The 25,377-nt window shown below is 63.2% G+C and carries 22 protein-coding genes; 13 read left to right on the top strand and 9 right to left on the bottom strand.

Features of this window, described 5'->3' with window-relative positions:
• Positions 1 to 150: 150 nt before the first annotated feature.
• The 3 genes from thiP to AC0L2A_RS33515 all read left to right on the top strand — a co-directional run bounded on the left by thiP (position 151) and on the right by AC0L2A_RS33515 (position 4,255).
• On the top strand, positions 151 to 1,770 hold the full coding sequence (gene thiP, locus AC0L2A_RS33525) for a thiamine/thiamine pyrophosphate ABC transporter permease (protein ID WP_473612483.1): 1,620 nt from the start codon (positions 151 to 153) through the stop codon (positions 1,768 to 1,770).
• Positions 1,767 to 2,537: a thiamine ABC transporter ATP-binding protein gene (gene thiQ / locus AC0L2A_RS33520; RefSeq protein ID WP_473612481.1), complete on the top strand. Its 771-nt coding sequence runs from the start codon at positions 1,767 to 1,769 to the stop codon at positions 2,535 to 2,537. The genes thiP and thiQ overlap by 4 nt, the downstream gene beginning before the upstream one ends.
• 290 nt (positions 2,538 to 2,827) lie before the next feature.
• Complete coding sequence (locus tag AC0L2A_RS33515; protein ID WP_236369087.1) at positions 2,828 to 4,255, top strand: M48 family metalloprotease; 1,428 nt, start codon at positions 2,828 to 2,830, stop codon at positions 4,253 to 4,255.
• Between the two features lie 227 nt (positions 4,256 to 4,482).
• On the opposite strand, the gene AC0L2A_RS33510 is transcribed toward AC0L2A_RS33515, so the two are convergent.
• The gene (locus tag AC0L2A_RS33510) at positions 4,483 to 5,346 is read right to left on the bottom strand and encodes an RNA polymerase factor sigma-32 (RefSeq protein WP_473612480.1); all 864 of its coding nucleotides are present in this window, start codon (positions 5,344 to 5,346) and stop codon (positions 4,483 to 4,485) included.
• 342 nt (positions 5,347 to 5,688) lie between these two features.
• Between AC0L2A_RS33510 and AC0L2A_RS33505 the strand changes: the two genes are divergently transcribed.
• The 3 genes from AC0L2A_RS33505 (at position 5,689) to AC0L2A_RS33495 (ending at position 8,074) form a co-directional block, all read left to right on the top strand.
• Entirely contained in the window at positions 5,689 to 6,462 is a 774-nt protein-coding gene (locus AC0L2A_RS33505; RefSeq protein ID WP_473612479.1) for an amino acid ABC transporter substrate-binding protein, read from the top strand.
• Between the two features lie 161 nt (positions 6,463 to 6,623).
• The gene (locus AC0L2A_RS33500; RefSeq protein ID WP_473612477.1) at positions 6,624 to 7,304 is read left to right on the top strand and encodes an ABC transporter permease subunit; all 681 of its coding nucleotides are present in this window, start codon (positions 6,624 to 6,626) and stop codon (positions 7,302 to 7,304) included.
• A complete protein-coding gene (locus tag AC0L2A_RS33495; protein WP_473612476.1) occupies positions 7,301 to 8,074 on the top strand; it encodes an amino acid ABC transporter ATP-binding protein in 774 nt (257 codons plus the stop codon). The genes AC0L2A_RS33500 and AC0L2A_RS33495 overlap by 4 nt, the downstream gene beginning before the upstream one ends.
• 202 nt (positions 8,075 to 8,276) lie before the next feature.
• On the opposite strand, the gene AC0L2A_RS33490 is transcribed toward AC0L2A_RS33495, so the two are convergent.
• From AC0L2A_RS33490 to AC0L2A_RS33465, 6 genes are all read right to left on the bottom strand, one after another.
• Complete coding sequence (locus AC0L2A_RS33490) at positions 8,277 to 8,858, bottom strand: CarD family transcriptional regulator (RefSeq protein ID WP_027152934.1); 582 nt, start codon at positions 8,856 to 8,858, stop codon at positions 8,277 to 8,279.
• 467 nt (positions 8,859 to 9,325) lie between these two features.
• On the bottom strand, positions 9,326 to 9,664 hold the full coding sequence (gene fdxA, locus AC0L2A_RS33485) for a ferredoxin FdxA (protein WP_023803892.1): 339 nt from the start codon (positions 9,662 to 9,664) through the stop codon (positions 9,326 to 9,328).
• 251 nt (positions 9,665 to 9,915) lie between these two features.
• A complete protein-coding gene (locus AC0L2A_RS33480; protein ID WP_023803891.1) occupies positions 9,916 to 10,302 on the bottom strand; it encodes an RNA-binding S4 domain-containing protein in 387 nt (128 codons plus the stop codon).
• Between the two features lie 14 nt (positions 10,303 to 10,316).
• On the bottom strand, positions 10,317 to 13,703 hold the full coding sequence (locus AC0L2A_RS33475) for a helicase-related protein (RefSeq protein ID WP_473612475.1): 3,387 nt from the start codon (positions 13,701 to 13,703) through the stop codon (positions 10,317 to 10,319).
• 759 nt (positions 13,704 to 14,462) lie between these two features.
• Positions 14,463 to 15,188, bottom strand: a complete 726-nt coding sequence (phbB, locus tag AC0L2A_RS33470) for an acetoacetyl-CoA reductase (RefSeq protein ID WP_091593354.1) — start codon at positions 15,186 to 15,188, stop codon at positions 14,463 to 14,465.
• A 122-nt stretch (positions 15,189 to 15,310) separates the two neighbouring features.
• A complete protein-coding gene (locus AC0L2A_RS33465; RefSeq protein WP_236384913.1) occupies positions 15,311 to 16,489 on the bottom strand; it encodes an acetyl-CoA C-acetyltransferase in 1,179 nt (392 codons plus the stop codon).
• A 312-nt stretch (positions 16,490 to 16,801) separates the two neighbouring features.
• On the opposite strand from AC0L2A_RS33465, the gene phaR reads away from it, so the two are divergent.
• Complete coding sequence (gene phaR / locus AC0L2A_RS33460) at positions 16,802 to 17,413, top strand: polyhydroxyalkanoate synthesis repressor PhaR (protein WP_027152940.1); 612 nt, start codon at positions 16,802 to 16,804, stop codon at positions 17,411 to 17,413.
• A gap of 94 nt (positions 17,414 to 17,507) precedes the next feature.
• Here the strand turns inward: phaR and AC0L2A_RS33455 are convergent, their stop codons facing one another.
• Positions 17,508 to 17,810 carry a hypothetical protein gene (locus tag AC0L2A_RS33455; protein WP_473612473.1) on the bottom strand — a complete coding sequence of 101 codons (303 nt, stop codon included), beginning with the start codon at positions 17,808 to 17,810 and terminating at the stop codon, positions 17,508 to 17,510.
• 244 nt (positions 17,811 to 18,054) lie between these two features.
• On the opposite strand from AC0L2A_RS33455, the gene AC0L2A_RS33450 reads away from it, so the two are divergent.
• The 3 genes from AC0L2A_RS33450 to AC0L2A_RS33440 all read left to right on the top strand — a co-directional run bounded on the left by AC0L2A_RS33450 (position 18,055) and on the right by AC0L2A_RS33440 (position 20,884).
• Complete coding sequence (locus tag AC0L2A_RS33450; protein WP_473612472.1) at positions 18,055 to 18,744, top strand: TetR/AcrR family transcriptional regulator; 690 nt, start codon at positions 18,055 to 18,057, stop codon at positions 18,742 to 18,744.
• 189 nt (positions 18,745 to 18,933) lie between these two features.
• Entirely contained in the window at positions 18,934 to 19,716 is a 783-nt protein-coding gene (locus AC0L2A_RS33445; protein ID WP_473612471.1) for a 3-hydroxybutyrate dehydrogenase, read from the top strand.
• Between the two features lie 37 nt (positions 19,717 to 19,753).
• Positions 19,754 to 20,884 carry a patatin-like phospholipase family protein gene (locus AC0L2A_RS33440; RefSeq protein WP_027152943.1) on the top strand — a complete coding sequence of 377 codons (1,131 nt, stop codon included), beginning with the start codon at positions 19,754 to 19,756 and terminating at the stop codon, positions 20,882 to 20,884.
• A 13-nt stretch (positions 20,885 to 20,897) separates the two neighbouring features.
• Here AC0L2A_RS33440 and AC0L2A_RS33435 read toward each other — a convergent pair whose 3' ends face one another.
• A complete protein-coding gene (locus tag AC0L2A_RS33435) occupies positions 20,898 to 21,494 on the bottom strand; it encodes a TetR/AcrR family transcriptional regulator (RefSeq protein ID WP_091593351.1) in 597 nt (198 codons plus the stop codon).
• Between the two features lie 116 nt (positions 21,495 to 21,610).
• On the opposite strand from AC0L2A_RS33435, the gene AC0L2A_RS33430 reads away from it, so the two are divergent.
• The 3 genes from AC0L2A_RS33430 to AC0L2A_RS33420 all read left to right on the top strand — a co-directional run.
• On the top strand, positions 21,611 to 22,072 hold the full coding sequence (locus AC0L2A_RS33430) for a (2Fe-2S)-binding protein (protein WP_473612469.1): 462 nt from the start codon (positions 21,611 to 21,613) through the stop codon (positions 22,070 to 22,072).
• 2 nt (positions 22,073 to 22,074) lie between these two features.
• Complete coding sequence (locus AC0L2A_RS33425; protein WP_473612468.1) at positions 22,075 to 24,348, top strand: xanthine dehydrogenase family protein molybdopterin-binding subunit; 2,274 nt, start codon at positions 22,075 to 22,077, stop codon at positions 24,346 to 24,348.
• Positions 24,349 to 24,745: 397 nt separating this feature from the next.
• A partial coding sequence (locus tag AC0L2A_RS33420; RefSeq protein ID WP_473612467.1) for an efflux RND transporter periplasmic adaptor subunit occupies positions 24,746 to 25,377 on the top strand: 632 nt, incomplete at its 3' end.

The raw sequence follows: 25,377 nt of genomic DNA, 5'->3' as shown, positions 1-25,377 counted from the left end.
CGCAACAGTCGAAGGATTGAGGCGAGGGTGAAGCTTCCAATCTCCCCCCTTGTGGGGGAGATGGCCGGCAGGCCAGAAGGGGGTGGGCGGGAACTCGACCTCAGCCACATCCCATCTTTCAGCGCCCGCCGTTAAGTTGGGCAGCGCGGAATGCACACTGGCCATCGTAGAGATCCCCGCATCACCGCCGGCACCATCGCGCTTGCCGCTGTTGCGCTGCTGATCGGCGGCGCGTTCGCCGGGCTCATCGTCGAAGGCGCCCGCGATCCGTCCGGCGCCGCGTCGGCCTTCGATTCCTACCTCTTCCGCGTCGCCCGATTCACGTTGTGGCAGGCATTGCTGTCGACACTGCTCTCCGTCGTGCCAGCGCTGTTCGTGGCGCGGGCGCTGTCGCGGCATCCGCGCTTCTTTGGTCGCGGCCTGATCCTGCAGCTCTTCGCCGTGCCGCTCGCGCTGCCGGCCATCGTCGCAGCACTCGGGATTCTGGCACTCTATGGCCGTGCCGGCTATTTCGCCGGAGTGCTCAGCGCGAACGGCGGTCAGGGCTGGCCGGGCATATACGGCCTGTCCGGCATACTCGTCGCCCATGTCTTCTTCAATCTGCCGCTGGCGACGCGGCTGTTCCTCGAAGCGCTTGCGACAGTGCCGGCCGACCAGTGGCGGCTGGCGAGCCAACTTGGCATGGGCGCCAGGCCCGCCTTCCGGCTGATTGAATGGCCGACGCTGCGCGCGGCGCTGCCGGGCGTCGCCGGGCTTGTCTTCATGCTCTGCATCACATCCTTTACCATCGTACTCACGCTGGGCGGCGGGCCGCGTGCGACAACGCTGGAGGTCGCCATCTACCAGGCGCTGCGTTTCGATTTCGATCCTGCCCGCGCGGTGACGCTGACAGTGCTGCAGATCGCGCTGACCTTCGTCGTCGTACTGGCATTGATGCGGCTCGGCGCCAATACCGTCGGCGACGCCAACCTGCCGGTGGCTTCGCGCCGCTATCTTTCGGCCGGCGCCGCCGAGACCGTGCTGAACGCAGCATTGATCATCCTCGCTTTGCTGTTCGTCGCCGGGCCGATGGCGGCCACGGTGACGTCAGGCCTTGGCGCCGATCTCGGCCGGCTGGCGGGCGAGAGCGCGGTGCGGCAAGCGGCGCTGACCAGCGCCGTGCTCGCCTTGCTGGCGGCGCTGCTTGCAGTGGCGCTGTCGCTGTCGCAGGTCATGGCACGCCGGGCGCTGGCCTTGAGGCGTCGCGTCGGCGCCAGGACGCTGCTCGAATACGCCACCGATACCGGCGCCGGCTTCGTCCTCGTCGTGCCGCCCGTCGTCATCGGCGCCGGCTGGTTCCTGCTGCTGCGGACCGTCAGCGACGTCTTTGCCATCGCCCCTGTCATGGTCGTCGCCGTCAATGCGGTGATGGCGATGCCGTTTGCCATCCGCGCCATTCGCCCCGGCTATGATGCGGCGAGCGAACGCCACGAGCGGCTCTGTTTGCTGCTTGGCATTTCGGGCTGGAATCGTTTCCGGCTGGTCGACTGGCCGTCGCTGCGGCGGCCGCTCGCCACCGGTTTCGCGTTCGCGATGGCTTTGTCGCTCGGCGATCTCGGCGTCATTGCCCTGTTTGGCAGCGACTCCCTGCAGACGCTGCCTTATCTCTTGCTGGCCCGCATGGGCAGCTACCGCACGATGGACGCGGCCGGCCTGGCATTGCTGCTCGGCCTGGTCTGTCTCGCGCTTGTCCTGGCCGCGGACTGGCTGGGACGGGGAGAAAGATCATGATGCTCAACAGCGAAAACGGTACGGCTGTGCGGCTGGAAAAGGCCTCGTTCAGCTATGGCGAAGCGCCGTTTTTATTCGATGTCGAGTTCGCCGCCTCGAAGATCACCGCCATCATGGGGCCGAGCGGCTCGGGAAAATCGACACTGCTCAGCCTGGTGGCCGGCTTCGAGACGCCGCGATCGGGCCGCGTGCTGATCGGTGGCGGCGATGTCGGCGGCAAACCGCCTTCGGCGCGGCCAGTGTCGATGGTGTTCCAGGAAAACAATCTCTTCGCCCATCTTTCGGTCGAACGAAATGTCGGCCTTGGCCGCTCGCCATCGCTCAGGCTGACCGAGACCGACCACGCCGCAATCGCTGGGGCGCTCAAGCGCGTCGGCCTTGCCGGCAAGCAACGGCGCCTGCCGCGCGAACTCTCCGGCGGCGAGCGGCAGCGCGTCGCGCTCGCCCGCGTCCTGGTGCGCGACCGGCCGGTGCTCTTGCTCGACGAACCGTTCGCCTCGCTCGGACCGGCCTTGCGCGACGACATGCTCGATCTGGTAGCCGACCTCCAAGCGGAGCGGCGCATGACAGTGCTGTTCGTCACCCATCAGCCGGAGGACGCCCACCGTATCGGCCAGGACATGGTGTTCCTGGACAATGGCACGGTTGCCGCAACCGGGACTGTCGCCGATTTCTTTACCAAGGCTGGACCGGAAGCCTTTCGGCGCTATATCGGAGCAGGTCCGTTTGGCGCAGGATCACGAGATGTTGCCCGGAAGCGGACATAATTTACGGCCAAACCGGCTTCAGGCGATGTGGCGTTTGCTTGCCATGGTCAAAGTAGTGTGGCTAGGTCCTCCGATACTGGTCCGGCATAGGTTGTGATTTGCCACTACGGTGCCATCCGCGCTCGTGGGCTCGAAGGACGCTGTGGCAGTTGATTTTGCGCATGATCTGAAAATCGTGCCCGATTTTCGGGACATGTGCTGAGAGCCGAAAGGAAGCTGTTCTGCCGACCGGCACAGACAGAGTGAGAAGGAAACCGCTGGCGCGCTTCCTGGCGCTGGCCGGCTTTGCCATGGCGTTGGCAAGCTGCCAGATGTTCACGCCTCCGGACGTTCAGGAATCCGGCTTCCAGCCTTCCAGCAAACCGGTCACCGTCGACAATGTTGCCGCCAACAGCAAGGTCGCCGAAATGGCCAAGGCGCAGCATCCGCGCATCCTCGCGACCTATGGCGGCGAATATTCCGATCCCAAGCTCGAGCGCATGGTCGCCAAGGTCGTCGGCAGCCTGACGGTGGTTTCGGCCAACCCGAGCCAGACCTACCGCATCACGATCCTCAATTCGCCCAATGTCAACGCTTTCGCATTGCCTGGCGGCTATCTCTACATCACGCGCGGCCTGTTGGCGCTGGCCAACGATTCGGCCGAGCTCGCTGCGGTCATCGCGCATGAGATGGGCCATGTCACTGCAAACCACGGCTTGCAGCGCCAGCAGCTCGAGGCCGAGGAAGGCTTTGCGACAAAAGTTGTCTCGGATGTGCTCGGCGACAGCCCGACCGCCAAGGCGGCACTGATCCGCGGCAAGCTGCGGCTTGCCCAGTTCTCGCGCAATCAGGAGCTGGAGGCCGACGGCATCGGCATCAAGTCGATCGGCGAGGCGGGCTTCGATCCGTTTGCCGCCGGCCGCTTCCTGCAGTCCATGTCGGCCTACACCGATTTCCGCTCGATCAGCGGCGCCACCGACGCCAGCCTCGACTTCCTAGCAACGCACCCGAACACGCCGCAACGCATCGATCTGGCGCAGCGCCATGCCCGCCAGTTCGGCGCGCCCGGCGTCGGCACGCGCGACCGCGACGCCTTCCTCGCCGGCATAGACGGGCTGCTCTACGGCGACACACCGGAGGAAGGCTATGTGCGTGGCGAAACCTTCCTGCATCCGGGGCTCGGCGTGTCGTTCTCGGTGCCCGACGGCTTCATCATCGACAACTCGGCCGCGGCGGTGACGGCAACCGGGCCGGGCGACATAGCGATCCGCTTCGACGGCGTCTCGATCGACAGGAACCGATCGCTGACCGACTACCTCCGCAGCGGCTGGGTGGCCGGTCTCGACGAAAGCAGCGTGCGCCAGGAAACAATCAACGGCAACGAGGCGGCGACGGCGCATGCCAGCGCCGAGGGCTGGCAGTTCGGCATCGCGGTGATCCGCGCCGGCGGCCAGGTCTACCGGCTGCTGACGGCAGCCCCCTCCGCCAGCACCTCGCTGGACGCGGTGGCGCGCTCGGTCAGCGGCTCGTTCCGGATCTTGAGCGCGGCCGAAAAAGCAGCGCTGAAGCCGCTGCATATCCGCGTCGTCACGGTCCGGCCCGGACAGACCATGGGTTCGCTCGCGGCGCAGATGGTCGGCGTCGACCGCAAGCTCGACCTGTTCAGGGTGCTCAATGCAATGTCGCCCGGCGCAGCCGTTTCGGCCGGCGACAAGGTCAAGATCATCACCGACAGATAGGGTGTGTCGATATTCAGGTGATGCCGGCCCGCAAACGGCAATTTCCTGCGCTTCCGACCTTCGCCGGCCGGAGCACTCATGAGCGGTCGCGGCAGTAAGGCTACGGCCGGCGTAGGCCGGTGCTCACGTACACGCTCCGCTCCGGTTCTCGGAAACCACCTGGTTTGGTCGGTCGCTTCGCGCCCGTCTTCGACTCCGACTCGTCCTAACCTGAATCGCAACACACCCTAGGCGGCGGTCGCCAGAAACTCGGGGTTTTGCTTCACCAGCGCTATCTTGAGCTTTTCCATGGCGCGTGCCTCGATCTGGCGGACGCGTTCCTTGGAGATGCCAAGCGCCTCGCCGAGGGCTTCGAGCGTCGCGCCCTCGTCGCTCAGCCGGCGTTCCTCGATGATCCTGAGCTCGCGGGCATTGAGCGCGCCGAGCGCGGTTTTCAGCCAGACAGAGCGGCGTTCGACATCGATCGTGTCGCCCACGACTTCGTCCGGCAAAGGATCGTCCGAAACCAGGAAATCCATTCGCTCGGTGGCGCCCGCATCGTCGGCGAGCGGCTGGTTGAGCGAACTGTCCGGGGCCGAAAGGCGCGAGTCCATCATCGCCACATCCGCCTCGGAGACGCCGAGCGCCACCGACACCTCGCGGTAGAGCGAGGTGTTCGAGATCGGCTCGGCACCGTTCGCCAAGCGGGCGCGCAGGCGCCGCAAATTGAAGAACAGCGCCTTTTGCGCCGAACTGGTGCCGCCGCGCACGATCGACCAGTTGCGCAGGATATAGTCCTGCATCGAGGCACGGATCCACCATGTCGCATAGGTCGAAAACCGCACCTCGCGCTCCGGTTCGAAACGGGCCGCTGCCTCCAGCAGGCCGACATGGCCTTCCTGCACCAGGTCGCCCAGGGGCAGGCCATAGTGGCGGAACTTCGAGGCCATGGAAATAACCAGCCGCATATGCGCCATGGCGATTTGGTGCAGTGCCTGCTGGTCGTTGTTTTCCTTCCAGCGCAGCGCGAGAACATGCTCCTCGTCGCGCTCGAGATAGGGGGCTTTCATCGCCGCGCGGACCATGGTTCGCCCTGCCGTATCTTCCATCATGCCACGCTCCCTGTTCCGGGCGTTGCGGTGCGATCGCTCGCCCTGAGCTGGCATCGTGGTTGAATTGGCGACGCCGCGCCCTACAACAGCCAACAAACGTGCCACCCGCGCGAATGGTTCCGCCGCTGATGTCGCGTGGATTGCACTGTTCGAAAGCTCGATGCGGCGGTCGCTCCTCGGCCGGTTGGCGTGAGTCGATGTGGTTTTGAGAATTGGATTTCGAAAGTGTCTCATTTTTGAAATCTGGTTCCTTATTTCGCCAGGCTGCATCTGTCAGTTTCCAGCTCACAAATGCGCCGGACGCCGGCCCCGGACGCCGGCCAATGACGGGATCACAGAAAAATGAAATGGCTCAAATCGCTTATCGTCGCCGCAACACTGCAGGTACTGGCAGGCACATCAGGCCATGCCGGCGCCAATCTCGATCAGATCAAGCAGGCCGGTGTCTTCAAGGTCGGCACGGAAGGTACCTATGCCCCCTTCACCTATCATGATGCCTCGGGCGCACTGGTCGGCTTCGACGTCGAGATTGCCAAGGCGATCGCCGAGCGACTCGGCGTCAAGGCCGAATTCCTCGAAGCCAAATGGGATGGGCTGATCGCCGGCCTCGACGCCGAGCGCTATGACGCTGTTATCAACCAGGTCGGCATCACCGAGGAGCGCAAGGCCAAGTATGATTTCTCCGATCCCTATATTGCTTCCAAGGCGGTGCTGATCGTGCGCGGCGACAATACCGACATCAAGAGCTTTGCCGACCTGAAGGGCAAGAAGGCGGCGCAGTCGCTGACCTCGAATTTCGGCAAGCTCGCCGAAGCGAACGGCGCCGAACTCGTCGGTACCGATGGTTTCGACCAATCGATCCAGCTGCTTCTTACCGGCCGCGCCGATGCCACCATCAACGACAGCCTGTCCTTCCTCGATTTCAAGAAGCACAAGCCCGACGCCAACGTGAAGATCGCCGCGCAGGAAGAAAATGCCGACTATTCCGGCGTCCTCGTGCGCAAGGGCGATCCGGACCTGGTCGCCGCCATCAATCGGGCGCTGGCCGATATCAAGTCCGACGGCACCTACCAGAAGATCGCCGACACTTACTTCGGCCAGGACGTTTCGAAGTAAGCGCATTTCACGGAGCGGGCCGGTTGCCGGCCCGCATGGCAAAGTATCGCGGCGAGCCGTCTTTGACGGCCGCCGCTTTTGGCGTGATATGACGACCGTATGGTCGCGCCTCGATGCTGCCGGGCCGATTTTTGGGCGGCAATCTCGCAAGGAGAGTTTTCGTGCCGCACTGGCTGCAATTGATGCTGGATTCGTTGCCCACGCTGCTATGGGCCGCGCTGATCTTCACCGTGCCGCTAACGCTGCTGTCGTTCGCATTCGGTCTCTTCGTAGGACTGGTCGCAGCGCTCGTCCGGCTGTTCGGCGCGAAGCCGCTGGTCGCCGTGGTCCGCTTCTATGTCTGGATCTTCCGTGGCACGCCGCTTCTGGTGCAGCTCTTCCTGATCTTCTACGGCCTGCCCTCGGTCGGCATCCTGCTCGACGCCTTTTCAGCCGCGTTGATCGGCTTCACACTCAATATCGGCGCCTATACGTCGGAGATCATCCGCGCCGTCATAGGCTCGGTGCCGAAGGGGCAGTGGGAGGCGGCCTATTCGATCGGCATGACCTGGGGCCAGGCGATGCGACGCACTATCCTTCCACAAGCGGGCCGCGTCGCGGTGCCGCCGCTGTCCAACACCTTCATCTCGCTGGTCAAGGATACATCACTGGCCGCCGCCATCACGGTGCCGGAGATGTTCCAGGCGGCGCAGCGCATTGTCGCCACCACCTATGAGCCGCTGATCCTCTATGTCGAGGCGGCGGCTCTCTATCTGGCGCTGAGCTCGGTGCTGTCGGCGTTGCAGACGCGCCTGGAAAAGCGGCTCAACCGCTATGGCGGCTTCCTCGAGGCGCGCTCATGATCGGCCTCACTGACATCGAGAAGCGCTTTGGTGACAATCTCGTGCTGAAGGGCGTGACCGTCACCATCGAGGAAGGCAGCGTCACCGCCCTTGTCGGCCCCTCGGGCGGTGGGAAAAGCACGCTTCTGCGCTGCATCAACCTGCTCGAGATCCCGACCTCGGGCACGGTGCGCATCGGCGACGACGCGCTCGAATTCCATCCCGGCGGCAAGGTTCCCGGCAGGGCCATCCAGCGCCTGCGGCTGCAGACCGGCATGGTGTTCCAGAATTTCCAGCTGTTTCCGCACCGCACGGCGATCGAAAACGTCATGGAGGGGCTGGTGACGGTGTTGAAATGGCCGGCCGGGCGAGCGCGCGAGCGGGCGCTCGCCCTGCTCGAAAAGGTTGGAATGGCGCACAAGGCCGACGCCTGGCCGGCGACGTTGTCAGGCGGCCAGCAGCAACGCGTGGCGATCGCCCGGGCGCTGGCACCAGCGCCGAAAGTGCTGCTGTGCGACGAGCCGACCTCGGCGCTCGATCCGGAACTGGCGCAGGAGGTGGTCGACGTGCTCGGCCAACTCGCCAGCGAGGGCACCACCATGGTGATGGCGACGCATGATTTGCGCCTCGCCTCCAAAATCGCGCAGGAGGTGGTGTTCCTCGACGCCGGCAGCGTCGTCGAGAAAGGCCCCGCCGCGGTTTTGTTCAGCAATCCGGAGCGCCAGCGAACCAAGCGGTTTATCGCGACGCTGAAGCAGGAGGCAGGGAAGGAAACCGGTGGCGAAATTTAAGGCATGTCGCCCAAAAAGTGCGTAGCGGTTTTGGGGTGACGATCACTAATGCAGGGCGCGCGGTGGTTTTGCGATCACGACATGCATAACAACAACAACCCAAAGCGCGTCGCATGGATCCAGTCAAGTCAAACGCGACGAGCTTAGGAATAAAAAACCCGGCGCGAGGCCGGGTTTTTTCAAATTCGAAGGCGAGAAGCGCTCAGGCTGCTTCTTCCTGCTCGGCTTCTTCGTTGTCGGCCTTGGCGCCGCGCTTCGGACCCTTGTTGAGGTTCACCTCGATGAGGCGCACCGCTTCGGTCTCCGACATGCGGTTGACGGCCGCGATCTCGCGCGCCATGCGGTCGAGTGCCGCCTCATAAAGCTGGCGTTCGGAATAGGACTGCTCCGGCTGGTTGTCGGCGCGGTAGAGGTCGCGCACAACTTCCGAGATCGAGATCAGGTCACCGGAATTGATCTTCGCATCATATTCCTGGGCGCGGCGCGACCACATGGTGCGCTTGACGCGGGCGCGGCCCTGCACGACCTTCAGCGCGCGATCGACGTAATCCTCTTCCGACAGCTTGCGCATGCCGATGGAGGTCGCCTTGGCGACCGGAACCTTCAGACGCATCTTGTCCTTCTGGAAGTCGATGACGAACAGTTCCAGCTTGTGGCCCGCAACTTCCTGCTCGTCGATCGAGACGATCTGGCCGACGCCATGCGCCGGATAGACGATGTACTCGCCGGTCTTAAAACCGTGACGCGCTGCGCTGGACTTCTTCTGCGGGGTGATTGTTGCCATTACGCCATGAACTCCTTGGTGTGGAACCGGCATTCTGCCGGTCGAACTCGCGCGATCGGGTACCGATCGTTAGCCGCACAACTACGAACCCACCGGAAAAGCCGAGGGCGGCAAATCGCATAGTCGCGACTGCCTGCCCCAGATCACTCTGGTCCGGATTGAAAAATTCACCTTTCAGTGATTTGGGGCGTTTGCGCCATAAATCGACGTTGTGTCACCGGCATGTTTGGTTCGTGTAGCACAAAAAGTCGGAAGAATCAAGGTTTTGCTGCACGCGCGAAGGTCAAGCGCGATCTCCGCTTGTCAAGGCAGTTAACGTGCGGTGCCTGTCAGCACGCGTGACGCCGATCAAACCGGCGTCGCCGTTACGGTGCCACGCGCCCGTTTTGGACGCGCAAGGACGCTGTGACACTTTGATCTGGCGCATAGTCCTTCCGAAAATCGATTTCGATTTTCGCGGTCGAGCGCTAGTCGCCCTGGCCGGGCTCGGGGGAAAAATATTTTTCGAACTTGCCGGCCTCGCCATCGAAGGACTTGGCGTCGGCCGGAGGCTCCTTCTTGGCGGTGATATTGGGCCATTTATCGGCGTACTCGGTGTTGATCTGCAGCCATTTGTCGAGCCCTGGCTCGGTGTCCGGCTTGATCGCGTCGGCCGGGCATTCCGGTTCGCAGACGCCACAGTCGATGCACTCGTCGGGATGAATGACGAGCATGTTCTCGCCCTCATAGAAACAGTCGACCGGACAGACCTCGATGCAGTCCATGTATTTGCATTTTATGCAATTATCGGTCACGACATAGGTCATCGGTCGGCTCCGGGACGTCCCGTTTTATCAGGGCGACGTGGCGTCCAATCGGACGCATAAGGTACGCTCTAACACTTTGAATCCACGCATCGTGCTCTTGGAAAATCGATATCGATTTTCGGGCCGATGCGGTAGGCTTTCTTGGTGAGGTAACGTCTTTGCCTGCCGCTTGCAAGGGCAGCCATTGCGCGTGATGCCGGTGTTTCCGGAATGGATTTCCTGCCGGCGATGCGACGAAAGCCGGTTATGCGTCAGTCGTCGCCGAGCAGCCGGTCGGTCTCCCGGCGTTCCTTCTTGGTCGGGCGGCCGCTGCCGGCATCGCGCAGTGCGGGGATCGCATCGGCAACGGCCTCGCCCTTTGGCGTCGGCGGTGGCGAGATATCCTCGTAGAGCAAGCGCGCTTCCTCGGCGGGACCGCGCCGGCTTCCGGTGCCGAGCACCTTCCAGACGAAGATGCGCCGCTCGAGAGTGATGGTCAGGACGTCGCCGAGGCGGACCAGATCGGAGGCCTGCGCTGCTTTGTCGCGATTGATGCGAACGCGTCCGGCCACCACCAGCTTCGCCGCCAGCGAGCGCGATTTCACCGCACGCGAAAAGAACAGCCATTTGTCGATGCGCTGGCGGGCATCAGTGACCATTGGAGCGAACGAACTTACTTCTTCAGGTGGTCGCGCAGCGCGGCGAGCTTGGCGAAGGGGGAATCCGGGTCGAAGCGGACCGGACGCTCCTCGCGAGGCTTCGGCTGGAACGCGGGCTTTCCACCAGGCGCGCCACCCTTGCCGTCCGGCCTGCCGCCTTTCCAGTCGGGCCGGCCTTCGCGACGATCGGGACGTTCGCCCTGCGGCTTGCCGTCGCGCCGTTCGCCTGGCTCGCCCTGGGGCTTGGGCTTGAACTTGCTGCGGTCGAAGCGCGGCTTGCCGGCGCCGTCGCCGTCGCGGCGTCCTTCACGGGCGGGCCGGTCGCCTGGAGCGCCGGCCTGCTGCCCGGCCTCTGCCGGCGCGTTGCTGCGGCCATCGCGCGCGGCTTGTCCGCTGCGCGGGCGATTGTCCCTGTCACGGGGCCGGTTGTCGTGGTGGCGGTGGCGTGGGCGCTGGTCGAAGCGGCCCTGCCGCCACAACAGGATGGGTTTTGGTTCTTCTGCCTCTTTCTCGGCCTCTGGAGCAGCCTCGCCGGTGGCGGCTTCCGCCGCCACGGCAGGTTCGGCCGAGACTGCTGCCGTTGCGGGCGAGGCTTCGGAAGCCGGCTCCGCCGGTGCGACCTCAACCTCGGCGGTTTCGGGTGCTGCCTCTCGAGCTGCGGCTTCAGCTGCAGGCAGACCCTCTACCGTGACCTCAGGCGGAGTTTGCAGTTGAGCTTCTGCGACAGGTTCCGCTTCGGTAGCGGGTTCCGCGAGAGCCTCCGCCGTGGCTTCTGCCACTGCATCCGGCTCAGAACTGTCGGCCGGCGCCTCGGCGGCTGCGTCGGCAATCGCGGCTTCAGCTGCCTTGGCCTGTTCGGCTTGTGTCTCCGCCGCCTGCTTGGCCGCGGCGGCTTCGCGCGCGGCATTGTCCTGTGCCTCGAGCCGTGCCTTCACCTCGACAGCCGGCTTCGGCTCGGCCCGGTAGCCGAGGCCTTTCAGAATCTCTTCCATGTCGTCGGCCGTGGCGCCGAGGATCGACATCATCGGCGGCGTCACCATGAAGGACTGACCATCATAGGCGCCGTCAGGGCGCTGGCCGAGGCCCGGCTTCCAGTTGGTTGCTGGCCGGATCAGGTCGGCCAGCCGTTCGAGGATGTCGACGCGCACCGCGCGACGGCCGAGATTGCGGTAGCCGGCCAGCTTGTAGAAGGTCTTGTCGAAGGTGGGATCGATGACCACCGAGGTGCGGCCGGAGGCCAGCGCGTGAACCACGTCGCCAAAGCCAGGCTTGTCCTTGCCGTCGTTCTGCAGCGCCCACAACAGCGTCACCAGTCCGGCCGGAGCCGGCTTGATCAGCGCCGGCACGAAGACGTGGTAGGCGCCGAAGCGCACGCCGAGCCGGCGCAGGGCGGCGCGGCCCTCCTGGTCGAGCGACTTCATCTCCTCGGCGATGTCGCGGCGGTTGATGAGGCCGAAATTCTCGACGAGCTGGAAGGCGATGCCGCGGCCGATGCCGGTGATCTGCTCGGCGTTCTTGAGGTCGACCAGCGGCTTCAGCAGCGACTCGATCTGGAAATTGACGAAGCGCTCGGCGCGCGCCGCGACCTTGTCGCGGGCGGGACCGGTGAGCTGCTCGTCGGCCAGCAGCACCAGGCGCGGCTTCAACGGCTCGTCGCCTGCGACCAGCGTGCCGATCGGCGCGCCGATCCAGCGCAGCGTGCCATCGGAGCCGAGCGCGATGTCGCCATTGGCCGAGGCGCCGAAGCGTTCGGCCCGCGCCTCGAATTCGGCTGCAAGCGCCTTCTGGGCTGCTGTGCGCACCGCCTTGGCGTCCTCGCCGCCGGCGCTTTGGTCCGCGGTGAAGCGGAACCCCTGCAACTCGCCGACATGATGGCCTTCGACGAGGACGGTTCCGGTTGGACTGATTTCGGCTTCAGGCATGGTATTTTCTCTAAGGCGCCGCATGAGGACGGAAGTCCTGCGGTCTACGAAGCGTTTCGTCAACCGCTCATGCAGCGCATCCGACAATCTGTCTTCGATTTCGCGCGTCTTTTCCTGCCAGTGTGCCTGATCGGCCAGCCAGCCGGGCCGGTTGGAAACGAAAGTCCAGGTGCGGATCTGGGCGATCCGGTGCGACAGCGTGTCGATGTCGCCCTCGGTGGTGTCGGCGCGGCGCACCTGCTCGGCCATGTAATTCTCATCGACATGGCCATGCCTGGCAAGGTCCATGTAGATCGAGGCGATCAGGTCGGCATGCTGAGCCGGGGCGATCTTCCTGTAATCGGGAAGGGCGCAGGCCTCCCACAACAGCGCCACGCGCCTGGCGTCGGTGGCAAGCGTCCGGATGTCCTCGTCGCGGGACAGATGTTCGAGCGCCTGCGCATCGACCGCCGGCAGCGCGCGCGTCAGGCCTTCAACCGGCGCGTTGGTCTCGATCGAGCGCTTCAGCGCGTCGAGGTTGGCGAAATCGAAACGCGCGGTGCGCCATTGCAGCACCTTCACCGGGTCGAAATCATGCGCTTCGATCTTCTTGACTAGTTCCTCGTCCAGTGGATCGACCTGGCCGGTGACGCCAAAAGTTCCGTCGCGCAAGTGGCGGCCGGCGCGGCCGGCGATCTGGCCGAGCTCGGCCGCCGTCAGGTTGCGATACTGGTAGCCGTCGAACTTGCGGTTCTGGGCGAAGGCGACGTGATCGAGATCGAGGTTGAGGCCCATGCCGATCGCATCGGTGGCAATCAGATAATCGACATCACCCGACTGGAACAGCTCCACCTGCGCGTTGCGGGTGCGCGGCGATAGCGCGCCGAGCACGACTGCCGCACCGCCCTGCTGGCGGCGGATCAGTTCGGCGATGGCATAGACCTCGTCGGCGGAGAAGGCGACGATCGCCGTACGTCGCGGCAGGCGGGTCAGCTTCTTCGAGCCGGCATAGGCGAGATGCGACAGCCGTGGCCGCGTCACCACCGACACCCCCTTCAGCAGACGCTGGAGGATGCCGTGCATGGTCGCTGCGCCGAGCAGCAGCGTCTCCTGGCGGCCGCGCAGATGCAGGATGCGGTCGGTGAAGATGTGGCCGCGCTCGAGGTCGCCGGCCAGCTGGACCTCGTCGACGGCAACGAAGGCGGCGTCGGTCTCGCGCGGCATGGCTTCCACGGTGCAGACCGAATATCTGGCGCCGTCGGGCTGGATCTTCTCCTCACCGGTGATGAGGGCCACCTTGTGAGCGCCGACTTTTTCGCAGACGCGCGAGTAGACCTCGCGGGCGAGCAGCCTGAGCGGCAGGCCGATAATGCCGCTTTCATGCGCCACCATGCGCTCGATGGCGAGATGGGTCTTGCCGGTGTTGGTTGGCCCGAGCACAGCGGTCACGTCGCGGCCTGACAGGATCAGTGGCTCAGTGTGTTTCGGCTGGATGTTCATCGACCTGGAAATTAAGGCTCTCTGCCTCGCGTTGTCGGGAGCGCGCCCCGTGGTGGCGCGGGTGACAGCCGACACATAGGGATTTCGGGCGCGAAGCGAAAGCAGAATATTCCGATGGCAGCTCGAAGCCTTCCGTCGGCGTCGATAATCCGTTTCGCCGTTTCGATTTAACAGTTGGAACGAGTCTGGAACGAATCGGCTACGAATCGCTGACTCGCGCAGATTCAGGTTTTGTTCACGGCTACATCTGGATTTTTCGCCGGCGAGTCTCACCACATGCTGAATCGCCGAACTGGCCCGTTTCATGCAGGGCTGACGTCGCCGTTAACCTTTGCCGCTGAACGATCGACGCAGGTCGGCGGGCATCATCCAACATTCTGAAATTATTAATTCTTTCCTAACGCGCCTTAACGATTTGGGGATGTTTTCAGCCTTTGTCGTTAACGGTGCGCTCAAAGCCGGAACGAAACGGCTACGAATCGGCGCTGGCGCATGTTTCCCGGTTTGTTCACCCCAATATGTTGTGTCGTGAACAGGTTTTCCACCTGTTATCCACACGCTGTGAACAGGGTTTTGCACAGGCTGCGCGGCCGCCGCTAATTTTTGCGTGCCGCTTCGGCACAAATCGGCGTCACGCCCATCGGTCGGCGCAGTCGCTGACCAGGCTGCCAGCAATGCAAAACGGCCTGGTTCAAGCCTCTCCCATGGCATAGCGCTGCCGCAGCGGGCTGCAACAGTCACCGGCAACAGGCCGACGCCTCAGGTGATATATTGGCCGCCATTGGCTGAAATGGTCGAGCCGGTGATGAAGCCGGCATCGTCGGAAGCGAGGAAGACGACGCAGCGTGCGATCTCTTCCGGCTCGCCGAGGCGGCCGACCGGGATCTGCGGGATGACGCGCTCATTGAGCACCTTCTCGTCCATCGCCCTGACCATCTCGGTGGCGATGTAGCCGGGGCAGATGACATTGACGGTGATACCGACCCGCGCCCCTTCCTGGGCGAGCGCCTTGGTGAAGCCGATATCGCCGGCCTTCGACGCCGAATAATTGACCTGGCCGGTCTGGCCTTTCTGGCCATTGATCGAGGAGATGGTGATGACGCGGCCGAACTTGCGGTCGCGCATGCCGACCCACAGTGGGTGCGTCATGTTGAAGACGCCGGAAAGATTGGTGTCGACGACCTCTTTCCACTGCTCGCGCGTCATCTTGTGGAACATGGCGTCGCGGGTGATGCCGGCATTGTTGACCAGAACGGAAACCGGGCCGAGATCGGCCTCGACCTGCTTGATGCCGGCGGCGCAGGCATCGTAGTCGGCGACCGACCATTTGTAGACGGGGATGCCGGTCTCTGCCTTGAATTTCTGCGCCGCTTCGTCATTGCCGGCGTAGTTCGCGGCGACCTGATAGCCGGCGGTTTTCAGGCCGATCGAGATCGCGGCGCCAATGCCGCGCGACCCACCGGTGACGAGTGCTACCTTTGTCATGATATCCTCCCTTTTTCTCGATCGGCGGGCGGCGAACGGAAACGCTCTAACGGCGGAGCCTGTTCGCCACCGACTGTTTCACGGCTTGCTCGCTCCGTCCTCACGGCGCTTTGCAGATGACTTCACAGCGCTTCCACGCACATGGCGACCCCCATGCCGCCGCCGATGCACAGCGTGGCGAGACCTTTCCTGGCACTTCTGCGGCGCATCTCGTAAACCAGCGTGTTGAAGATGCGGGCGCCGGAGGCGCCGATCGGATGGCCGATGGCGATGGCGCCGCCATTGACATTGACGATCGACGGATCCCAGCCCATGTCCTTGTTGACGGCGCAGGCCTGGGCGGCGAAGGCTTCGTTGGCCTCGACCAGGTCGAGATCGCCGACCGACCAGCCGGCCTTGGCCAGCGCCTTGCGCGAGGCGGGAATGGGCCCGGTGCCCATGATCTGCGGATCGACACCCGCGGTCGCCCAGGACACGATGCGCGCCAGCGGCGTGATGCCGCGCTTTGCGGCTTCCGCTTCGGTCATCAGCAGCACCGCGGCGGCGCCGTCATTGATGCCGGAGGCATTAGCGGCGGTCACCGTGCCGTCCTTGTCGAAGGCCGGTCTCAGCTTGGTCATCGCCTCGATCGTGGCGCCGTGGCGGATATATTCGTCCTGGTCGACAATGGTGTCGCCCTTCTTGCCCTTGACGGTGAAGGCCACGATCTCGTCCTTGAATTTGCCGGCCTTCTGCGCGGCCTCTGCTTTGTTCTGGGAGGCCAATGCGAGCTGGTCCTGGTCCTCGCGGGTAATCTGGAACTGGCGAGCGACGTTTTCGGCCGTGTTGCCCATGTGGTAGCCATTGAAGGCATCCCACAGCCCATCCTTGATCATGATGTCGATCATCTTGTAGTCGCCCATCTTGACGCCGGCGCGCAGGTGTTGAGCGTGCGGGGCCAGCGACATCGATTCCTGCCCGCCGGCGACGATCACCTTGGCATCGCCTGTCGCGATCTGCTGCATACCGAGAGCAATAGCGCGCAGACCTGAGCCGCAAACCTGGTTGAGGCCCCAGGCGGTGGTTTCCTTCGGCAGGCCGGCTTCGATAGATGCCTGGCGGGCGGGGTTCTGGCCCTGAGCCGCGGTCAGCACCTGGCCGAGGATGACCTCGTCGACTTCCGCCGGCTCGACACCGGTACGGGACAGCAACTCCTTGATGACGACGGCACCAAGCTCATGCGCCGGCGTGGCGGCGAAGGCGCCGTTGAAGGAACCGACGGGCGTGCGCGCCGCACTGGCGACAACGATGGCAGCGGACATGTTCTTCTCCACACTTCGAGGTATCGAGGTTTTGGTATCGCAGTTTGTATCGTCAGGGCTTTTCTTGCCCTTTCAATGATCCAAGTCAAACCGGAAATGGGCATACCGGCCATGCGCCGCAAGCAGGTTGCGCATCGTGGTGGATACAGCCGGCCCATTGCTGCGCAGCATTTTTAGCCCGTCCTGCAGCATTAATTGATGCCGCACTGCACAAACCGCTTGGAATTGTGACGCTTTTGCGCATATCCTTGAAAAGGCGCAATCGTTACCGGCAGCTTACCTCAAGTGCGCCGGTGTCCCGGGAGGATGCTGATGGCCGCGAAAGACGAACCGATTATCATCAAGAAATATGCCAATCGCCGCCTCTACAACACCGGCACCAGCACCTATGTGACGCTCGAGGACCTTGCCGAAATGGTCAAGAAGGGCGTGGAGTTCACCGTCCAGGACGCCAAGACCGGCGACGACATCACCCATCCGGTGCTGACCCAGATCATCTTTGAACTGGAGAACAAGGAAGGGCAGAACATGCTGCCGATTCCGTTCCTGCGCCAGTTGATCGCTTTTTACGGCGACCAGATGCAGATGATCGTGCCGAGCTTCCTCGAACAGTCGATGATCGCCTTCTCAAAGGAGCAGGAACGCTTCCGCGAGCAGATGAAGGGTGCGTTGGGCAAGTCGCCGCTGGACATGATGAAGATCGCCACGCCGATCAAGGCGCTGGAAGAGCAGACGCGCCGCAATATGGAGATGTTCCAGAACGCCATGCGCCTGTTCACGCCCTTCCCACCCGCAGGCTCGAATGGCACTTCCGCAGCGCCGGCGGAGCCGGCCAGGAAAGAGACGTCGGAAAAGCCCGACGACCTTCAGGAACTGAAGGAACAGATCGCCGCCATGCAGCGCAAGCTCGACACGATGTCGTGATCGCCGGCCTGACCAAGCCCGGCCGAAATCTCTCATCAGCAGGCCGTGTCAGAAAATCTCCGCCTCGAATGAGGCTGTGTCCCGCCCGACCGCGCTATTTCGTCGTCACCGTCACCAGAGCCGTAACGGGTTTGCCGTCGACGAGAATGGGCTTGTGATGATCATCGGCAAGTAGGACGCCGATCACATGCTTGCCGGCGGCATCCGGGCAATGGCCGAAACGAGCCTTGACAAGATCGCCGCCAAAGTCGCTGTTCATGCTGTTGTACGGCTTGCCGGGAATGTTGCAGGTATCTCCGGCGGGATCGATCTTCATATGCAAATGGCCGCATTGGCTGACGCCGTCGCATTCACCCGCTGGCAGAAGCGTGAAGTTGCTGCTGACGACGATGCCCATCGCTTTCTCTGGGTCATTGCCGAGTTCGATGACCGAACCGGCCGCCGGCCAGACGATTTGCAGGGTTGGCCGATCTTCGGCCTGGGCAGACCCGAGCGACAGTAAACAGAAAGCAAGGGCAGTCGTTGCGATGAAACGAAGCATGGTAACCTCCATTGATGTTGTAATCACTGATTACATATGAAACGCCTGGACGCAAGAAAATAATCAGTGATTACATATCGGCGTCGTGCTATTGGCAGGCATGACCAGCCCCACGGATTCCGGCGAAGCCGCCAACCCCAAGCGCTATCATCACGGCAATCTGGTCGAGGCCTTGATCGCTGCTACCGTAGAGATCATCGAAGAGCGCGGAGCCGAGCATGTCTCGGTGCGCGAGGCGGCAAAACGTGCCGGCGTTTCGCCCGGCGCGCCATTCCGGCATTTCCGCTCGAAATCAGCACTGCTGACTGCCGTCGCCGAACAGGCGATGAACCGGCTGACCGAGGCCGTTGCCGATGCACAGTCCAAAGTCGACAGCGCAGATCCGATTGTGGCCTTCGAAGCGATCGGGCAAGGCTATCTGGAGTGGGCGATCAGCAATCCCACGCATTTCCAGATCATCAGTTCTCGAACGCTGATTGATTTCGACGCGTCGGACAGTCTTCGTGATCAGAATGAAGCCGTTCGCCGGAAAATGATCGCCCTGCTGACCCAAGCGCAACAACAAGGTCGGCTTGCCCCGGACACCGACTTCGATCATCTGGTGCTTGCCGCCCGCGCATTTGTCTACGGCCTGGCACGCATGGCGATCGATGGTCATTTCCCGGAGTGGCATCCGTCCGAGCCGCCATCGCTCGCCGTACGGAAAGCCCTGCGTCTTTTCATCAGCCAGATGACAAATCCCGAAACGCAAGCTCACGAGCGCCCTGAAGTGGCTTCCGGGGATCGCTGACAAAACTTCTTCGCACTGCAAAACCTGTCTTCGCACTGGTGTCAGGCGCACAGCTTCGAGTGAGGGTGTCCTCTTTCATGACAAAAATTTCATGTCATCGCTACTGAGTGCCGATGTTTTTTGCGCCACACGAGACATATATGCTGCGCTGCAATATGGTCCGTTAGCGCCGTAATGAAGGATTTCGCCTTGCCCAGCAGAAAAACCGCCATCGTCACCGGTTCCACCTCGGGCATCGGCCTGGCAATCGCCCATGCCCTCGCGGCCGATGGCTGCAAAATCGTCGTCAATTCCTTTTCAGACACGGCCGACGACCAGGCCGTCACCGATGCGATCGCCAGGCATCACGGCGTGAAGACTGTCTACATCAAGGCAGATATGTCGAAGCCGGCCGAATGCCGGGCGCTGGTCGCAAAAGCAGCCGAGAGCTTCGGCTCGGTCGACATCCTGGTCAACAATGCCGGCATCCAGCATGTCGCGCCGGTGGAAGAATTTCCCGTCGAGAAGTGGGACGCCATCATCGCCATCAATTTGTCGTCGGCCTTTCACACCATCGCCGCCGCCATCCCGCTGATGAGAGAAGCCGGCGGCGGCAGGATCGTCAACATCGCCTCGGCCCATGGGCTGGTCGCCTCGCCGTTCAAATCGGCCTATGTCGCGGCCAAGCACGGCATCATGGGGCTGACCAAGACGGTCGCTTTGGAACTGGCGCGCGACAAGATCACCTGCAACGCCATCTGTCCCGGCTATGTGCTGACGCCGCTGGTCGAGGCGCAGATCCCCGACCAGATGAAGGCGAACAAGATGGACCGCGACACGGTGGTCCGCGAGGTCATGCTCGACAGGCAGCCGACCAAGGAATTCGTCACGGTCGAGCAAGTTGCCGCTGCCGCGGTGTTCCTGTGCTCGGATGCGGCAGCGCAGATCAACGGCACGCAAATCTCGGTCGACGGTGGCTGGACCGCGCAGTGATCCATGCAATGACTCTCTACAGATCAAGGACAACGCCATGACGACAAACGGCAAGGCGGAGGAGCCCAAGAAGATCAACGTCGCGCTGCAGGGCGGCGGCTCGCACGGCGCCTTTTCCTGGGGCGTGCTCGACCAGCTGCTGGAGGACGGACGGCTCGACATCGCGGCGGTTTCGGGCACCAGCGCCGGCGCCATGAACGCGGTGGCGCTGGCCGACGGCTTCGTCCGCGGCGGCGTCGAGGGCGCGCGGCAGAAGCTCGACGATTTCTGGCGCGCGGTGGCGCGGAAGGGCCGGTTCAGCCCGGTGCAGCGCATGCCGTGGGACGTCGCCTGGGGCAACTGGTCGATCGAGAACACGCCAGGCTATCTGTTTTTCGACACGATGTCGCGGGTGTTTTCGCCCTATGTCGCCAACCCGCTCGGCCTCAACCCGCTGCGCGACGTGATCGAACAGGAGATCGATTTCGGCAATGTGCGCGCCTGCAAATCGATGGAGCTGTTCATCTCCGCGACCAATGTCGAGACCGGGCAGTTACGCGTCTTTTCCGATGGCGAGATCGATCTCGACACGGTGATGGCGTCGGCTTGCCTGCCGCAGCTGTTCCGCGCCGTCGAGATCAAGGGCGTGCCCTACTGGGATGGCGGCTATGGCGGCAATCCGGCGCTGTTCCCGTTCTTCAAGACGACTGCCACCGAGGACGTGCTTTTGGTGCAGATCAATCCGGTGGTCCGCGAGGGGACGCCGAAGAGCGCCAACGAAATCCAGAATCGCATCGACGAGATCACCTTCAACGCCGGACTCTTGCGCGAATTCCGCTCGATCGCCTTCATCAAGGAGCTGATTGCCGCCGGCCGGCTGCCGCATGGCGAATACCGCGACATCCGCATGCACCGCATCGATGCCGACGAGGCATTCAAGGACCTGTCGGCATCGTCCAAGGTCAATGCCGAATGGGCGTTCCTGACCTATCTGCGCGACCTTGGCCGCACCGCCGCCAGCGACTGGCTGGAGGAGAATTACGACGCCGTCGGCAAGCGGCCGACGCTTGACCTCTCAGGCGAGCTCGACGACGGCTTCAAGCCGATGCGTGGTCCGGCACCGGGGCGGCGGGTCAAGGAGTTCCTTGCAGCACGCAAGAAGCCCGAGGCAGCGCGTCGCCGAGCATGAGGCGTTTTGTTTGTCAGTTTTTTTGCAAGGCTAGATCGATCACCTTGATCAGCGCGGCCGCAGCCCGCCGCTGCTCGTCCGGATCGCTGATGCGCATCTTCATGCCTTCCAGCCCGTCGAGCAGCATGTCGGCCAGCAATTTTGCCGACAAGCCCTTGGCGGTGAGATCGACGCCATTGCGTCCGGCTTCGCTCTGGATCGCTGCGGCGATATGCTCGGCAAACCGGCTGCGCCAGCAGCCGATCAGGTCGGCCAGACTCGATTTCATGTCAAGGAGTTCGGCGCCATGCGGCGAGGCGTGGACGGTGCGCGTCATCGAGATCAGCGCTTCGTCGATGGCCCGCATCGTGCGCTCGGCAAATGATTCTTCGCCGGCGAGTGCCGTTTTCGCCTGCTCGAGCGAGCGGGAGAGCAGCATCAACGCAATGGCGCGATAAATATCGGTCTTGTTCTTGAACTGGAGATAAAGCGCCGGCCGCGACATGTCGGCGGCACGCGCAATGTCATCCATGGTGGTGCGGGCGAAACCATAGGCCAGAAACACCTTCATCGCGCTGTCCAGAATGCGGGCGCGCTTGGGGTCGGTGGCGATGTCCTCGATCTCGATCATGGCGCGACTTTATCCTGCAAAAGCTCTATTGACAAAATGACGTAATTTGTCAAGATGTATAAGGGCGAATGGCCGACCGGCCTGCCCGGCTGTGGACGACAACAAAGGGTATCCCCATGCGCCTCACCGTCGACGGGCAGGCATTCGACGTCAATGCCGATCCCGAAATGCCGCTGCTGTGGGCGCTGCGCGATCTCATGGGCAAGACCGGGCCGAAGTTTGGCTGCGGCATCGCCGCCTGCGGCGCCTGCACGGTGCATGTCGACGGCCAGCCGGTGCGCTCCTGTTCATTGCCGGTCGGTGAGGTCACCGGCGCGGTCACCACGATCGAAGGCATCGGCACCGAAGGCAGACTGCATCCGGTACAGCAGGCATGGCTGGAAGAGCAGGTCGCCCAGTGCGGCTACTGCCAGGCCGGCCAGATCATGAGCGCGGTGGCGCTGCTCGACCAGGTTGACGAGCCGACCGATGCCGACATCGACGATGCCATGGGCGGCAATCTCTGCCGCTGCGGCACCTACCCGAAGATCCGTGCGGCGATCAGACGAGCGGTCGTCCTCAAGACGGCGGGAATCTGACCATGGCCAGTGTCGGAAAGATCGCCCGCCGCACGTTTCTCATCGGCACCGCTGCCATCGCGGGCGGCGTCGCCGTCGGCTATTACTATTATCGCAAGCCTTTTCCGAATCCGCTGGAAGGCGACCTCGTGGCCGATGAAGCGACCTTCAACCCCTATGTGAAAATCGGCGCCGACAACACCATCACCATCGTCGCGCCGCGTGCCGAGATGGGCCAAGGCATCTCGACGACGCTTGCTGCCATGGTTGCCGAAGAACTCGATGTCGGGCTCGACCAGATCAAGGTCGAGCACGGCCCGGCCTCCTACGCCTATTTCAATGCGGCGATCCTGGAAGAGGGCGGTCCGTTCGCCTTCTTCGATGAAGGCATGACCGCGGAAATAGTGCGCGCCGGCATGGGCGTGGCCGGAAAATTCCTCGCTCTGCAAGGCACCGGCGGTTCGACATCGACGCTCGATGGTTTCGGCAAGATGCGGCAGGCAGGCGCCGCCGCGCGGCAGATGCTGATTGCAGCGGCCGCGCAAAAGCTCGGTATAGCTGCCGCCGATCTGGAAACGGCCAACGGCTCGATCCTGCACAAGGCATCGGGCAAGTCGCTGACCTATGGCGCGGTCGCTGCGACCGCTGGGACAATGGCGCCGCCCGCGGAAATCAGGCTCAAAGACAAAGCCGGCTGGAAACTGCTCGGCAAACCGCAAAAACGCATCGACATGCTGGCCAAGGTCACCGGGGCGCCGATCTTCGGCATCGACGTGACGCTGCCGGAGATGCTGTACGGCACGGTCAAGATGAGCCCGCGCTTCTGGGCCAAGCCGGTCAAGGCGGATTTTTCGAACGCCGAGAAAATGCCTGGGGTGATCAAGATCGTGCCGATCGACACGAATTACGGCCACGGCTTCGGCATCATCGCCGAAAACACCTGGGCGGCGTTCAAGGCGGCGGAGGCGATCGACGCCGAATGGGCCGATCCCGAATATCCGCTGGACAGCGCCGGCATTTCCGAGGTGCTGAAGCAGGCGCTCGGCACAAAAGGGTCGGTGATGCGCGACGATGGCGATGTCGATACCGCCTTCGCCGACGCGCCGCGCGAAAGGATCGTCGAGGCCGACTATGGCGTGCCTTATCTGGCACATGCGACGATGGAGCCGATGAACGCCACGGCGCGGCTGAAGGACGGCGTCCTCGACATCTGGTGCGGCAACCAGGCGCCGACCTTGGTGCGGCAGCTTTGCGCCAATGCTGTCGGCATTGAGCAGGACAAGGTCAGTGTCCACACCACCTTCATGGGCGGCGGCTTCGGCCGACGTATCGAGGTGGATTATGCGCTCTGTGCCGCGCTGATGGCGAAAGAAACGGCAGGCCGGCCAGTCAAGGTGATTTGGACGCGCGAGGAGGACATGCGCCACGACGCCTACCGGCCGGCTTCGGTCGGCAGATTCCAGGCGCGGCTTGGCAACGACGGCATACCGGTCGCCGTCGACATGACAATCGCCTCGCCATCGGTGATAGCCAGCACCTTGCGCCGGCTGTTTCCCTCGATCCCGCCGCTTGGCCCCGACAAGTCCATTGTCGATGGGGCCTACGATCAGCCCTACACCATCCCGAATTACCGGGTCAGCGGCATTGCTGCGCCCGCCTCCATCCCGGTCGGCTTCTGGCGATCGGTCGGCTGCTCGATCAACGGCTTCTTTCATGAGGGCTTCATGGACGAGATCGCCACCGCCGGGAAAACCGATGCGGTCGAACTGCGCAAGACGCTGATGGCTGCCTATCCGGCAGCGGTGAAGGTGGTCGAGAAGGTCGCCGAAATGGCGAAGTGGGGCGAGGCGCTGCCCGCCGGCAAGGCCAAGGGCATGGCGTTCACGCTGTCCTTCGGCAGTTGGGTCGGCGAGATCGTCCAGGTCGCCGACACGCCGTCCGGGATCCGCATCGAGAAGATGTGGATCGCCGCCGATGTCGGCACCGCGCTCGATCCTGGTATCATCGAGGCGCAACTCATCTCCGCCGCCATCTACGGCCTGTCGGCAGCGATGGGTCAGGAGATCACTTTCGCCGATGGCATGGTCGAGCAGTCGAATTTTTATGACTACGACGCCATGCGCATCTCCCAGTGTCCGGCGTTCGAAGTCGCCATCCTGGAGAATTTTCACAAGATGGGCGGCGTTGGCGAAGTCGGCACGCCGCCGGCGGCACCGGCACTCGCCAACGCCATCTTCGCACTGACAGGCAAGCGCATCCGGACACTGCCCTTGTCGAAGGAGGTGACCTTTGCATGAAATATTCGCATCATGCTGACAGCTGCTGCCATGCTGTTTTGCTGGCGCCTTTACCAACGGCACTGGCAAGCCGGGCACGGCACCGATGACGGTCGATGCAGCCAAGACTTGTCCGAGGGACGCGGTCTGCCGGTTGCTTTCGCATCCGCACTGCGCCGAATGCGATGTTCGCAGACGAACGGCTGCGCTGGTCCGGCGCGCCTCATGGCGGCGGCCGCATCCTGCCCAGCGAAGTATTACCCATCAACATTTCTGACTATATTGCGGTGCAACTTTGATGTAGAAGCTCGTTCGCCGATCACGGCAAGTTGAACACGGCCTTGCGCGCACCCATATCGGCGACGCGCCCGAGTTAGAAGACGCGGCCTGGCCGAACCCCGCGCACTGGAAAATGACGATGCCGAAGTACAGGTTTCACAAGCTTGCAGCCATTGTTGTGCTTGTCGGTTTCGCTGCCTGGATGGTGACGGGCGAGTTCTCGTCCGTCGGCAGCGCGGCCGCCGACAAACCCAAGGCGGGGGAGGTCGAGCAGCCAAAGGCGGCTGACGCCGGCAACGCCAAGCCCATTGAGGCAGAACAGCCCAAGGCGACTTTGCGCACCGTCGCGACCATAACCCCACCCAGGCGTACCTATGCGCGCGCCATCCGGATTTCCGGACTGACCGAAGCCGACAAGCGCGCGGTCCTGGCGACCCGCGTCGCCGGCGTCATCGACAAGCTGCCGGTCAAGCAGGGACAGCGCGTCAAGACCGGCGACCTCGTGCTGATGTTGGCAGCCGAGGAAAAGCTTTCGGCGGTCAGCAACGCCAAGCAGCTTCTGGTTCAGCGTCAGGCCGAACTCGATGCAGCATTGCGGCTAATGAAAACCGGCAATCTGCCCAAGCTGCAGCTCGATACGGCCCGATCCAACCTGACGCTAGCCCAGTCGCATCTGGAAGCCGCGCAGGCCGAACTCGACCGCAACGAGGTGAAGGCGCCGTTCGACGGCGTCATCGACCGGGTGCCGGTGGAGCTTGGCAGTTCCGTGAT

The organism is Mesorhizobium sp. WSM4844 (assembly GCF_055811775.1).
This window is presented reverse-complemented; position numbering and strand designations above follow the sequence as displayed.

What these genes read in the sequence shown, in the direction of transcription:
- thiP (WP_473612483.1), top strand. Translation starts at nt 151, where the DNA reads ATGCACACTGGCCATCGTAGAGATCCCCGCATCACCGCCGGCACCATC.
- thiQ (WP_473612481.1), top strand. Translation starts at nt 1,767, where the DNA reads ATGATGCTCAACAGCGAAAACGGTACGGCTGTGCGGCTGGAAAAGGCC.
- AC0L2A_RS33515 (WP_236369087.1), top strand. Translation starts at nt 2,828, where the DNA reads ATGGCGTTGGCAAGCTGCCAGATGTTCACGCCTCCGGACGTTCAGGAA.
- AC0L2A_RS33510 (WP_473612480.1), bottom strand. Translation starts at nt 5,346, where the DNA reads ATGATGGAAGATACGGCAGGGCGAACCATGGTCCGCGCGGCGATGAAA.
- AC0L2A_RS33505 (WP_473612479.1), top strand. Translation starts at nt 5,689, where the DNA reads ATGAAATGGCTCAAATCGCTTATCGTCGCCGCAACACTGCAGGTACTG.
- AC0L2A_RS33495 (WP_473612476.1), top strand. Translation starts at nt 7,301, where the DNA reads ATGATCGGCCTCACTGACATCGAGAAGCGCTTTGGTGACAATCTCGTG.
- AC0L2A_RS33490 (WP_027152934.1), bottom strand. Translation starts at nt 8,858, where the DNA reads ATGGCAACAATCACCCCGCAGAAGAAGTCCAGCGCAGCGCGTCACGGT.
- fdxA (WP_023803892.1), bottom strand. Translation starts at nt 9,664, where the DNA reads ATGACCTATGTCGTGACCGATAATTGCATAAAATGCAAATACATGGAC.
- AC0L2A_RS33480 (WP_023803891.1), bottom strand. Translation starts at nt 10,302, where the DNA reads ATGGTCACTGATGCCCGCCAGCGCATCGACAAATGGCTGTTCTTTTCG.
- AC0L2A_RS33475 (WP_473612475.1), bottom strand. Translation starts at nt 13,703, where the DNA reads ATGAACATCCAGCCGAAACACACTGAGCCACTGATCCTGTCAGGCCGC.
- phbB (WP_091593354.1), bottom strand. Translation starts at nt 15,188, where the DNA reads ATGACAAAGGTAGCACTCGTCACCGGTGGGTCGCGCGGCATTGGCGCC.
- AC0L2A_RS33465 (WP_236384913.1), bottom strand. Translation starts at nt 16,489, where the DNA reads ATGTCCGCTGCCATCGTTGTCGCCAGTGCGGCGCGCACGCCCGTCGGT.
- phaR (WP_027152940.1), top strand. Translation starts at nt 16,802, where the DNA reads ATGGCCGCGAAAGACGAACCGATTATCATCAAGAAATATGCCAATCGC.
- AC0L2A_RS33455 (WP_473612473.1), bottom strand. Translation starts at nt 17,810, where the DNA reads ATGGGCATCGTCGTCAGCAGCAACTTCACGCTTCTGCCAGCGGGTGAA.
- AC0L2A_RS33450 (WP_473612472.1), top strand. Translation starts at nt 18,055, where the DNA reads ATGACCAGCCCCACGGATTCCGGCGAAGCCGCCAACCCCAAGCGCTAT.
- AC0L2A_RS33440 (WP_027152943.1), top strand. Translation starts at nt 19,754, where the DNA reads ATGACGACAAACGGCAAGGCGGAGGAGCCCAAGAAGATCAACGTCGCG.
- AC0L2A_RS33435 (WP_091593351.1), bottom strand. Translation starts at nt 21,494, where the DNA reads ATGATCGAGATCGAGGACATCGCCACCGACCCCAAGCGCGCCCGCATT.
- AC0L2A_RS33430 (WP_473612469.1), top strand. Translation starts at nt 21,611, where the DNA reads ATGCGCCTCACCGTCGACGGGCAGGCATTCGACGTCAATGCCGATCCC.
- AC0L2A_RS33425 (WP_473612468.1), top strand. Translation starts at nt 22,075, where the DNA reads ATGGCCAGTGTCGGAAAGATCGCCCGCCGCACGTTTCTCATCGGCACC.